The 11979-nt window shown below is 71.6% G+C and carries 7 protein-coding genes; 5 read left to right on the forward strand and 2 right to left on the reverse strand.

Annotation, left to right across the window (positions count from 1 at the left end; genetic code table 11):
- The first annotated feature begins 124 nt into the window (after window positions 1–124).
- The 3 genes from AC1RJ9_RS20420 to AC1RJ9_RS20430 are packed head-to-tail and all read left to right on the forward strand — an operon-like array spanning window position 125 to window position 5880.
- Entirely contained in the window at window positions 125–3307 is a 3183-nt protein-coding gene (locus AC1RJ9_RS20420; protein WP_492839787.1) for an efflux RND transporter permease subunit, read from the forward strand.
- Window positions 3300–4502: an efflux RND transporter periplasmic adaptor subunit gene (locus tag AC1RJ9_RS20425; RefSeq protein ID WP_492839788.1), complete on the forward strand. Its 1203-nt coding sequence runs from the start codon at window positions 3300–3302 to the stop codon at window positions 4500–4502. Before AC1RJ9_RS20420 ends, AC1RJ9_RS20425 begins: the two co-directional genes overlap by 8 nt.
- Window positions 4489–5880 carry an efflux transporter outer membrane subunit gene (locus AC1RJ9_RS20430; protein WP_492839789.1) on the forward strand — a complete coding sequence of 464 codons (1392 nt, stop codon included), beginning with the start codon at window positions 4489–4491 and terminating at the stop codon, window positions 5878–5880. Before AC1RJ9_RS20425 ends, AC1RJ9_RS20430 begins: the two co-directional genes overlap by 14 nt.
- Before the next feature lie 26 nt (window positions 5881–5906).
- Here AC1RJ9_RS20430 and AC1RJ9_RS20435 read toward each other — a convergent pair whose 3' ends face one another.
- Together AC1RJ9_RS20435 and AC1RJ9_RS20440 are read right to left on the reverse strand one after the other, a co-directional pair.
- A complete protein-coding gene (locus AC1RJ9_RS20435) occupies window positions 5907–7355 on the reverse strand; it encodes a heavy metal sensor histidine kinase (RefSeq protein ID WP_492839790.1) in 1449 nt (482 codons plus the stop codon).
- Entirely contained in the window at window positions 7352–8035 is a 684-nt protein-coding gene (locus tag AC1RJ9_RS20440; RefSeq protein WP_492839791.1) for a heavy metal response regulator transcription factor, read from the reverse strand. The genes AC1RJ9_RS20435 and AC1RJ9_RS20440 overlap by 4 nt, the downstream gene beginning before the upstream one ends.
- Before the next feature lie 298 nt (window positions 8036–8333).
- On the opposite strand from AC1RJ9_RS20440, the gene AC1RJ9_RS20445 reads away from it, so the two are divergent.
- Both AC1RJ9_RS20445 and mdoH read left to right on the forward strand, forming a co-directional pair.
- Window positions 8334–9872 (forward strand): OpgD/OpgG family glucan biosynthesis protein, encoded by a 1539-nt coding sequence (locus AC1RJ9_RS20445; RefSeq protein WP_492839792.1) that lies wholly within the window; start codon window positions 8334–8336, stop codon window positions 9870–9872.
- A 73-nt stretch (window positions 9873–9945) separates the two neighbouring features.
- Window positions 9946–11925 carry a glucans biosynthesis glucosyltransferase MdoH gene (gene mdoH, locus AC1RJ9_RS20450; RefSeq protein ID WP_492839793.1) on the forward strand — a complete coding sequence of 660 codons (1980 nt, stop codon included), beginning with the start codon at window positions 9946–9948 and terminating at the stop codon, window positions 11923–11925.
- The last annotated feature ends 54 nt before the right edge of the window (window positions 11926–11979 follow it).

An 11979-nucleotide genomic window follows, 5' to 3' on the forward strand; every position in this document is an offset into this window, starting at 1 on the left:
CTCGGCGGTCGCGAGAGGCCCCTTGACCCTCCCTGACCATCTTGTCAGTTGGCCGTCAGGCTGCGGACCCCTTGGCCTTGCTAGACCCGGCCCAAGCTTCCCCTCCGCAACGACGGAATTCAGTATGATATCGCTCGTGCGGACGGCCTTGGCGCGTCCCTATACCTTCGTCGTGATGGCCGCGATGATCCTGATCGTCGGCGTCCTGGCGATCCTGCGTACGCCCACGGACATCTTCCCCAATATCCGCGTGCCCGTCGTGGCGGTGGCCTGGACCTATGGCGGCCTGTCGCCGGCCGACATGTCGGGGCGGATCCTGACCCCCTACCAGCGGACCCTGACCACCACGGTCAACGACATCGACCATATCGAGGCGACCTCGCTGCAGGGCGTCGGGGTGGTGAAGATCTACTTCCAGCCGGGAGCCGACGTGCGCCTGGCCAACGCCCAGATCACCGCCATCTCGCAGACCCTGCTGCGCCAGCTGCCGCCGGGCGTGACCCCGCCGCTGATCCTCAACTACAACGCCTCGACCGTGCCGATCCTGCAGCTGGCCCTGGCCGGCCAGGGCCTGTCCGAGCAGCAGCTGTCCGACTTCGGCGTCAACGTCATCCGCACGCGCCTGGTCACCGTGCCCGGCGCGGCCGTGCCCCTGCCGTTCGGCGGCCGGACCCGTCAGATCCAGGTCGACATCGACCCGCAGGCCCTGCTGTCCAAGGGCCTGTCGGCGTCCGACGTCGGGGCGGCGATCGCGGCCCAGACCCAGATCACCCCGGCCGGCTTCGTCAAGATCGGCGAGTTCCAGTACAGCCTGCGCCTGAACAACGCCCCCGGCACGGTCGAGGAGCTGAACGCCCTTCCCGTCAAGACCATCAACGGCGCGACCATCCGCGTCGGCGACGTCGCCCACGTGCGCGACGGCTCGGCCCCGCAGCAGAACATCGTCCACGTCGACGGCCAGCGCTCGGTGCTGATGACGGTGCTGAAATCGGGCGCCACCTCGACCATCGCCATCGTCGACGGGGTCCGGGCCGCCCTGCCCGACCTGAAGGCCCAGCTGCCGCCCGAGCTGACCATCACCCCGTTGAACGATCAGTCGACCTTCGTGAAGGCCGCCGTCGAGGGCGTGGTCCACGAAGGCGCCCTGGCCGCCGTGCTGACCTCGCTGATGATCCTGCTGTTCCTGGGCTCGTGGCGCTCGACGGTGATCATCGCCGTCTCGATTCCGCTGGCCGTGCTGGCGGCGATCGCGGCCCTGGCGGCGTTCGGCCAGACCCTGAACGTCATGACCCTGGGCGGCCTGGCCCTGGCCGTCGGCATCCTGGTCGACGACGCCACCGTCACCATCGAGAACATCAACTGGCACCTGGAGCACGGCAAGGACGTCAGGACGGCGATCCTGGACGGGGCGGCCCAGATCGTCACCCCGGCCTTCGTGTCCCTGCTGTGCATCTGCATCGTCTTCGTGCCGATGTTCTTCCTGCCGGGCGTGTCGGGCTTCCTGTTCGTGCCGATGGCCCTCTCCGTCGTGTTCGCGATGATCGCCTCGTTCCTGCTGTCGCGGACCCTGGTGCCGACCATGGCGGCCTATCTGCTCAAGCCGCACGTCCCGCACGACGAGGAGGCCCCCTCGAAGAGCCGCGTGGTCCGCTTCCAGCGCGGTTTCGAGCGGAGCTTCTCCACGGTGCGCGACGCCTATGCCGGCCTGCTGGGCTTTGCTCTGGACGCGCGCGGCGTGTTCGTCATCGGCTTTTTGGCGTTCGCCCTGCTGAGCCTGGCCCTGGTCCCGTTCCTGGGCCGCAACTTCTTCCCGGCCGTGGACTCCGGCTCGATCGCCCTGCACGTCCGCGCCCCGGTCGGCACGCGGATCGAGGAGTCGGCGGCCCTGTTCGACCGCATCCAGCGCCACGTCCGCACCGTGATCCCGGCCGACGAGGTCGAGACCATCGTCGACAACATCGGCCTGTCCTCCAGCGGCATCAACACCGCCTACAACGCCTCGGGCACCATCGGCCCGCAGGACGGCGACATCCTGATCAGCCTGAAGAAGGGCCATCGCCCGACCGACGGCTACATCAAGGCGCTGCGCGAGGAACTGCCCAAGGCCTTCCCCAGCGCGACCTTCTCGTTCCTGCCGGCCGACGTGACCAGCCAGATCCTCAACTTCGGCAGCCCGGCCCCGATCGACATCCAGGTCACCGGCGGCGACGCGGCGACCAACCAGGCCTACGCCCAGAAGATCCTGCGCGAGATCCGGCGCATCAGGGGCATAGCCGACGTCCGCATCCAGCAGCCGGCCGCCGCGCCGGAGCTGCGCTTCGACGTCGACCGCACCCGCATCCACGCCCTGGGCCTGGACGAGCGCGACGTCACCGCCAGCCTGGCCGGGGCCGTGGCCGGCAGCCAGCAGACCGCCCCGGTGTTCTGGCTGAACCCGAAGAACGGCGTCTCCTACCCCGTCGTGGCCCAGACGCCGGAATACATGCTGGACAGCTTCGACAAGCTGCGGTCGATCCCGGTCACCGGGGCCCGCGCCGCCGACCCGGCGCCGCAGGTGCTGGGCGGACTGGGGACGCTCAGCCGGGGCTCCACCGCCGCCGTCGTCTCGCAGTACAACATCCAGCCGATGGTCAACGTCTTCGCCGCCACCCAAGGGCGCGACCTGGGCGGCGTGGCGACCGACGTTCAGAAGGCCCTCAAGAAACTGGAGAAGGACAAGCCCGCCAAGGTCAAGGTGAACCTGCGCGGCCAGTTCCAGACCATGAACACCGCCTTCTCCGGCATGGGCTGGGGCCTGTTGGGCGCGGTGGTGATGATCTATCTGCTGATCGTCATCAACTTCCAGTCCTGGCTGGACCCGTTCGTGATCATCTCGGCCCTGCCCGCCGCCCTGGCCGGCATCGCCTGGATGCTGTTCGCCACAGGGACGCCGCTGTCGGTGCCGGCCCTGACCGGGGCGATCATGTGCATGGGCGTGGCGACGGCCAACTCGATCCTGGTGGTCAGCTTCGCCCGCGAGCGGCTGGCGGCCACCGGCGACGCGGTCCAGGCCGCGTTCGAGGCCGGGTTCACCCGCTTCCGCCCGGTGGTGATGACGGCCCTGGCCATGATCATCGGCATGGCGCCGATGGCCCTGGCCCTGGGCGAAGGCGCCGAGCAGAACGCCCCCCTGGGCCGGGCGGTGATCGGCGGCCTGATCTTCGCCACCTGCGCCTCCCTGCTGTTCGTCCCCACCATCTTCTCCATCGTTCACGGCCGCCGCCCCCGCGCGGAAGCCGCCTCCCCCGAAGGCGTCGCCCATGTCTGAGTCCCCCCTGCCCCCCTCTGACGCCCTGCCCAAGACCAGCCCCCGAAGCCTGCGCCGCCTGGCCCTGATCGGCGCGGCCGGCTTCGTCCTGATCCTGGCCGCCGGGACGGCCTCGCGGCTGATGGCCAGCCAGGACCTGAAGAAGACCAGCCAGGCCAGCGCCCTGACCACGGTCCACGTCATCCAGCCGGGCGGAGGCGAAAGCGCCGACCTCGTCTTGCCGGGCCGCCTGCAGGCCTGGGCCGAGGCCCCGGTCTACGCCCGCACCGACGGCTATCTGCGCCGCTGGTATGTCGACATCGGCCAGCCGGTGAAGGCGGGGCAGGTGCTGGCCGAGATCGACGCCCCGGAAGTCGACCAGCAGCTGGTCGCCGCCCGCGCCGCCCTCGCCACGGCCCAGGCCCAGCGCGATCTGGCCGCCACCACCGCCGCCCGCTGGAAGCGCCTGGTCGGCGAGAACGCCGTCTCGCAGCAGGAGGCCGACGAGCGCGCCGGCGACCTGGCCGCCCGCGAGGCCATGCGCAACGAAGCGCTGGCCAATGTCCGCCGGCTGGAGAGCCTGACCGCCTTCAAGCGCATCGTCGCCCCGTTCGACGGGGTGGTGACCAGCCGCGACACCGACCAGGGCGCCCTGATCAGCGCCGGCGGCGCCCGTCCCTCGCCGCTGTTCACGGTCTCCGACACCCGCCGCCTGCGCCTCTATGTCAGCGTGCCGCAAAGCCTGGCCGGCCAGATCCGTCCGGGCATGAGCGCCACCTTCGCCTCGCCCGACCTGCCCGGCCAGACCTTCAACGCCCGCCTGGTGCGCACGGCCGACGCGGTCGACGCCCAGTCGGGGTCGATGCTGATCCAGCTGGAGGTCGACAACGCCGCCGGCGCCCTCAAGCCCGGCGCCTACGCCCAGGTCAGCCTGGACCTGAAGGCCGCTAGCACGACCTCGACCGCATCGGTGCGGATCCCCTCCAACGCCCTGCTGTTCCGCAAGGAAGGCACGGCCGTGGCCGTGGTCGGCGGCGACAACACCGTCTCGATCCGTCCGGTCCGCATCGCCCGCGACGACGGCGCCGAGCTGGAACTGGCCAGCGGCGTCGCGGCCAACGACTGGGTCGTGACCAGCCCGCCGGACGCCATCGCCACCGGCGACCACGTCAACGTGGTGAAGGCCAAGAAGGGAGCCGCCGGTGCGAAGGGCTAGTCTCCTGATCCTGGCGGGTCTCGGGCTTTCTGGCCTGAGCCTCGCCGGCTGCTCGATGGCCCCGGCCTATGCGCCGCCGACGCCCGCCGCGCCCGCCGCCTTCCGCGACACCGGTCCGTGGACTCCCGCCGCGCCGATGGAAACGGTTCGCGACGCCGCCTGGTGGGCGGTGTTCAAGGACCCAACCCTGGATGGCCTGGAGCGCCGACTGGAGTCCGGCAGCGCCGACCTCGCCGCCGCCCTGGCCCGCTACGACCAGGCCCGCGCCCTGTCGCGCCAGGCCTCCAGCGCTCTCCTCCCCAGCGTCGGGGCCTCGGCCAGCGTCGAGCGCCAGCGCACCCCGGCCAACGGCCGCTACGACACCACCACCCTGGCGGCCAGCGCCGCCTATGAGCTGGACCTGTGGGGCCGGGTGCGCAACCTGGTCGCCGCCGGCCAAGCGGACGCGGAAGCCAGCGCCGCCGACCTGGCCGGGGTGCGCCTCAGCCTGCAGGCCCAGTTGGCCGATACCTATTTCGGCCTGCGCGGGGCCGACGCCCAGATCGCGGTGCTGGGCTCGACGGTCGAGGCCTATCGTCAGGCGCTCGACCTGACCAACCGCCGCCAGCGTGGCGGCGCGGCCAGCGGGCTCGACACCGGCCGGGCCCAGACCCAGCTGGCGGCGACGCAGGCCCAGTACGAGCAGGCGGTCGCCGACCGCGCCCTGCTGGAACACGCCATCGCCGTGCTGGTCGGCGAGCCGGCCTCCAGCTTCACCCTGGCCGCCGCGCCGGAACTGACCGAGGCCCCGGTCACCCCGGTCGGCGCGCCCTCGACCCTGTTGCAGCGCCGGCCCGACATCGCCGCGGCCGAGCGCCGGATGGCCGCCGCCAACGCCCGCGTCGGCGTGGCCCGCGCCGCCTGGTTCCCGAGCGTGACCCTGGCCGCGGCCGGCGGCTACCAGTCCAGTGGCGGCGAGCTGCTGACCGCCGCCAACCACGTCTGGGCCCTGGGCCCGCTGGCCGCCGCCCTGCCGCTGTTCGACGGCGGCGCCCGCAAGGCCGAGGTCGCCCGCAGCCGGGCGGTGTTCGACGAGACCGCCGCCGGCTACCGCCAGACGGTGCTGGACGCCTTCCGCGAGGTCGAGGACCAGATGGTCCTGGCCAACCGCCTGGCCGCCGCCCAGGGCCGCCAGGACGAAGCCGTCGCCGCCGCCGTCCGCACCACCGCGCTGGCCACCACCCGCTACCGCGAAGGGGCGGCGAGCTATCTCGACGTGGTCACGGCCCAGACGGCGGAGCTGCAGGCGCGGCGCGAGGCGCAGGACCTGCGGACAAGGCGGCTGTCGGCCAGCGTGGATCTGATCCGGGCGCTGGGCGGGGGCTGGGGGGCGCTCTAATTCCCTCTCTCTTAGAGAGAGGGATTCTAAACCCCCGCCGCCTCCCGCTCAGGCGACACCACCACCTCGCTCCCCGGCAGCAAAAACCCGATCAGCACCTCGCCGCCTTCGCAGCGCGCGAACACCGAGCCGCCGTGCATCAACACGATCGCCTTGACCACCGCCAGGCCCAGGCCGTGGATCTCGCCGCTGTGCTCGCGGGCGCGGTCGAGGCGGTAGAAGCGGTCGAACAGGCGGGACAGGTGCGCCTCGGGGATCGGGCCGCCGCGGTTGCGGACCGACAGGCAGACGGCCTTGCCCTGCGGCTCGATCATCACCCGCACGGTCTTGCAGTCGACGCCGTGGCGGATGGCGTTGTCCAAAAGGTTGGTCACCGCCCGTCCCAGCAGCGCGGCGTCGGCGTTGACCGTCGCGTCGCCCCGCACCTCCAGCTTCACCTCGGCGTCCTCGAACAGCACGTCCAGGAAGTCGGCGGTCTTGTGGGTCAGGGCCGCCAGCGACAGCGGGGCCAGGTTGGCCGCCAGCGCCCCCTGGTCGGCCCGGGCCATGAACAGCATGTCGTTGATGATCGTGCGCAGGCGCTCCAGCTCCTCGAGGTTGGAGTGCAGCGTCTCCTCCAGCTCGTCGGCGTCGCGGGGGCGCGAGAGGGCGACCTGGGTCTGGCCGATCAGGTTGCCCAGCGGCGTGCGCAGCTCGTGGGCGACGTCGGCGTTGAAGGCGGCCAGCCGCTCATAGGCCGCCTGCAGCCGGTCCAGCGCGCCGTTGAAGGCGCTCATCAGCCCGACCAGTTCGGCCGGCAGGTCGCGGGTCGGCATCCGCAGGCTGAGGTCGGCCGGGTTCAGGGCGCCGGCGCGGTGCGACAGGCGGTCGACCGGGGCCAGGCCGCGCCGGGCGATCCACCAGCCCAGCAGGCTGACCAGCCCCGTCGTCAGCACCGACATGGCCAGGGCCGCGACGCCCAGCACGTAGCGCGAGGCGTCGAACGGCGCGGTGTCGGCGGCGATGACCAGCCGCACGTCGGGGCGGCGGCCATAGGCCGGCACGCGCCGGGCCAGGGTCATGAACCGCTTGCCGTCGGCATGGATGACGCCGAGGCCATCGCGGGCCGGCTCCAGCGCCGCGCCCGGCGTGAACCGGAAACGCGGATCGGCGGACTCGATCCGGTAGCGGATGCCGCCGTCGGCCGGCGTGAACGACTTCAGCTTGTCGGTTATCAGCGGCCAGCGGCCGGGATCCTCCAGCTTGCGGATCATCGCCTCGATGATCTGCGAGCGGGCGCTGAGCTCCTCGGCCTGGTGGCGCTTCAGTTCCAGGCTCTGGAAGCTGAACAGGGCGACGCCGGCCAGCATCGAGACCAGGCTGGTGGCGATGGCGAACATCAGGGCCAGGCGGCCGGCGATGGATTTGGGGGCCAGGGAACGGGGGGCCAGGGAACGGGGGGCAAGCGAACGGGGGGCAAGCGAACGGGGCGTCACGGCGCGGTCCCCTCGGGGCGATGCTCCAGGACGTAGCCCATGCCCCGCACCGTATGCAGCAGCTTGGTCTCGAACATCCCGTCGATCTTGGCCCGCAGCCGCTTGATGGCGACCTCGACGACGTTGGTGTTGGTGTCGAAATTGATGTCCCAGACCAGCTCGGTGATGATGGTCTTGGAGACGATCTGCGACTGGCGGCGGCCCAGCACGACCAGCAGGGCGAACTCCTTGGCCGTCAGGTTCAGCCGCCTGCCCGCCCGCGTGGCGCGGCGGGCCATCAGGTCCAGGTGCAGGTCGCCGACCGTGATGGTCGTGGACTCGCTGCGCCCGCGACGGGTGATGGCCTGCAGCCGGGCCAAGAGCTCCAGGAACGAGAACGGCTTGACCAGATAGTCGTCGGCCCCGGCGCCCAGGCCCTTGAGACGGTCCTCGACGCTGTCGCGGGCGGTCAGCATGATCACCGGCGTCTGACGGGTCTGGCGCAGGCGCTCCAGCACCTCGACCCCGTCCAGCCCCGGCAACATGCCGTCCAGCACCACCGCGTCATAGTCCAGGGTCTGGGCCAGGTGCAGGCCGTCCTCGCCATTGGCGGCGAAGTCGACGGCATAGCCCTGCTCGGTCAGCCCCTTGCGCAGGTAGGCGACGGTCTTGGGCTCGTCCTCGACGATCAGGATCTTCATCAGAGTGAGGCGTCTCACGACCAGCGGCCCGGAACGCCGGGGGGCGTTCCGGGCCGACAAGATAAGGCGCCCTCGCGTCCGCCGCCATCGCTGGGGGTGGGGGACCGGGTCCGGCGGCGAGGCGAGGACAAGGCATACTGCCGTCCCCGCACGGTCGGCAGCCTGACCGCCGGATGACATTTCTGACCGGAAGCCTGGTTTCCGGCCCGACACGATTGAACCATTTCGGCCGCAAGTCTCCTTTATCCGCGCGCCCAGTAATCCGCGCACCCAGTCGGTAATCGCCCGAGGTTTCCTATTGTCTTTGCTTGATCGCCGCGCCGCCCTGACGCTCCTGGCCGGCGGCGCCGTCGCCGCCAGCCTGTCGCCCGGACAGGCCGATGCGCGCCCGGCGCCTTTCTCGTTCGACGTCGTGCAGGCGCGCGCCCGCGCCCTGGCCGGTCGTCCCTACGTCGCCCCGCCCCCGCCGCCCGCCGAGGTCGCGGCCATGGACTATGACGCCGCCCAGGCGGTCGGGTTCTATCGCGAGAAGATCCCGCTGTGGGGCGGCGACTGGGGGATCGAGCTGTTCCCGCTGAGCCAGGGCGTGTCCAAGGCCATGACCATCCACCTGGTCGAGGACGGCCGCGCCCGGCCGCTGGCCTACGACCCGACCCTGTTCTCGTCGCCCGCCGACAGCCCGGTCCGCGCCCTGCCCGCCAAGGCCGGCTTCTCGGGCTTCCGCGCCATCAGCCGCGACGATCGCGGCGAGTGGCTGGTGTTCCACGGCGCGTCCTACTTCCGCTCGCCCGCGCCGTTCGGCCAGTACGGCCTGTCGGCCCGCGCGATCGCCGCCGACACCTACGCCGTCCAGCCCGAGGAGTTTCCCGACTGGCGCGAGGTCTGGCTGGAGCGCGACGCGCAGGGGCGTCTCGTCATCCACGCCCTGATGGAGAGTCCGGGGATCGTCGGGGCCTACAGGTTCGTCAACGACCGCGACGGCCTGGCCCTGACCCAGACCGTGCAGGCCAGCGTGTTCTTCCGGCGGGCGTTCGACCAGATGGGCTTCGCGCCCCTGACCAGCATGTTCTGGTACGGCGAGGACCGCGCGGTCCCGGCGGTCGACTGGCGACCCGAGATCCACGATTCCGACGGCCTGGCGATCTGGACCGGCGCGGGCGAGCGCCTGTGGCGGCCGCTCTCAAACCCCCGGCGCGTGGTGACCAGCGTGTTCAGCGACGAGACCCCCAAGGGTTTCGGCCTGATCCAGCGCGACCGCGACTTCGAGCACTATCACGACGACCAGGCCAGGGCCGAGCGCCGGCCCAGCGTCTGGGTCGAGCCGATCGGCGACTGGGGCAAGGGCTCGGTGCGTCTGGTCGAGATCCCCACCGACAGCGAGACCAACGACAATATCGTCGCCTTCTGGACGCCGGACGCGCCGGTCAAGGCCGGGAGCAAGGTCGAGCTGACCTATCGCCTGCACTGGACGGCCGACGCGCCGGAGACCGACCTCGCCAAGGTCGTGGCCAGCCGCTCGGGCCGGCCAGGCGAGCCGGGGCGCGACACCGCCGCGCAAGGCCGCAAGGTCGCCGTCGAGTTCCGGGGGGCCAACCTGCTGGCGCTGCGCACGGCGATCGACATCGAGGCCGACGTCACCGCCCGCAACGGCCAGATCCGCCTGTTGTCGCACTATCCCGGCGCCCGCCACGAGGCCGAGACCGACGCCCTCTGGCGGGTCACATTCGACGTGGTCTGCGATGGCGCGGAACCAGCCGATGTGCGCGTCGTCCTCAGGCAGAAGGGGCGCGCGTTGAGCGAAACCTGGACGGCGCTGATTTTTCCGCCCGCGCCGTGAAACCAACCGCGCCGTCGCGAACTTGGCTTGCCGACGGCTCCCGCCTCCCCGAACCCAGAGTGTAGTGGCTTTGTTGTCCTCCGAACGACGCGCGAGCGCCCGTCCCCTCCCCGCCCTGAAGCTGGCCCCGCCGCCGGCCAGGCCCGCGCCCGCCTCGTTCGCCGCGTGGCTGCCGGCGGAGAAGCCGCTGGCCATGCCCGCCCAGAGCCTGCGCGCGGGCCGGCTGACGCCGCTGGCCGGCCCGGACGTCTCCGGACGCCGCTGGGTGCTGCTGGCGGGCTCGGGCGTGCTGACCGCCGTCACGGCGGTGATCACCGCGCTGCTGTTCTCGCCCGGCGGTTTCAGCCTGGTGGACGGCGTCGCCTTCGGCCTGTTCGTGCTGCTGTTCGCCTGGGTGGCCTTCGCCTTCATGAGCGCGGTGGGCGGCTTCTGGACCTGCTGGCGCGCGCGCGACGGCCGCGAGCAGCCGCAGCCGGTGATCCTGACCCGCACCGCCCTGCTGGCCCCGACCTATAACGAGGATCCCGGCCGCGTCCTGGCCGCGATCCAGGCGATGTACGAAGACCTGAACCAGCGTGAGGTGGCCGAGCTCTACGACATCTTCGTGCTCAGCGACACGCGGGTCGAGAGCGTGGCCCGCGAGGAGGCCGTCGGCGTGCTGCGGCTGCGCGCGCGGCTCGGTCCCAAGGCGCGGATCTTCTATCGCCGCCGGGTCAAGAACACCGACCGCAAGGCCGGCAACATCGCCGAGTGGGTCGAGCGCTTCGGCGGGGCCTATGCGCAGTTCCTGATCCTGGACGCCGACAGCCTGATGACCGGCGACACCCTCATCCGCCTGACCCACCGCATGGAGCGCGACCCGAAGCTGGGCCTGCTCCAGACCTCGCCCTCGATCATCAATGGCGAGACGCCGTTCGCGCGGCTGCAGCAGTTCGCCTCGCGCGCCTACGGGGCGATGCTGTCGGCCGGCCAGGACTGGTGGTCGGGGGCGGAGGGGAACTACTGGGGCCACAACGCCATGATCCGCACGCGGGCCTTCGCCGAGCAGGCCGGTCTGCCGCACCTGCCGGGGCCGCGCCCATTCGGCGGCCACATCATGAGCCACGACTTCGTCGAGGCGGCCCTGATGCGCCGGGGCGGCTGGAAGATCGGCCTGGCGACCGACCTGACCGGCAGCTACGAGGAGACCCCGCCGACCATCCTCGACATGGCCATTCGCGACCGCCGCTGGTGCCAGGGCAACCTGCAGCATCTGGGCGTGATCGGGGCCAGGGGCCTGCACTGGATCAGCCGCCTGCACCTGCTGCGCGGCGTCCTGTCCTACGCCACCTCGCCGCTGTGGCTGTTCCTGCTGATCGCCGGGGCCGGGGTGTGGATGGAGCAAGGCGGAGCCTCGGCGCTGATCCGCGCCGACGCCGCCGCCTGGCTGTGGGGCCTGACCATGGCCCTGCTGATCGCCCCCAAGCTGATGGCCGGCGCCCTGATCCTGCGCCGCCGCGCCCAGCGCCAGGCGTTCGGCGGCGGCGGTCGCTTCGTCGCCGGCATGGCGATGGAGATCGTGCTGTCGGCCCTGGTCGCGCCGGTGCTGATGCTGATGCAGAGCGTGTCGGTGCTGCAGGTGCTGATCGGCCGCGACGCCGGCTGGGCGACGCAGCAGCGCGACCCCGGCCGCCTGACCCGCGGCGAGGCCTGGCGCGTCCACCGCGCCCACATGGGCATCGGCGGCGTCGCCGCGGCCCTGGTCTTCGCCCTGGACCCGGTGATGTTCTGGTGGTCCAGCCCGGTCTATCTGGGCCTGATCCTGTCGGCGCCGCTCGCCCTCTTCCTGTCGCAGCGCGAGCTTGGCGACGTCCTGGGCCTGTTCCAGACCCCCGAGGAACGCCGCCCGCCCCGCGTGGCCCTGCGCGCCGCCGAACTGCGCGCCGCCTACGACCGCGAGGCCCCGGTCCGCGCCGCGATCGAGAAGCTGATGCGCGCCCCGGTCATGGTCTACGGCCCCGACGCCATCCACACCCGCGCGCGAGCCAATCTGGTCTCCAGCCGGACGGCCTGAGGCGACAAGACCACTCTCCCAAAAGATCACTGATCCCCAGCCTGCAATTTTCGA

This window comes from Caulobacter sp. GW822-FHT07D08 (genome assembly GCF_058798735.1).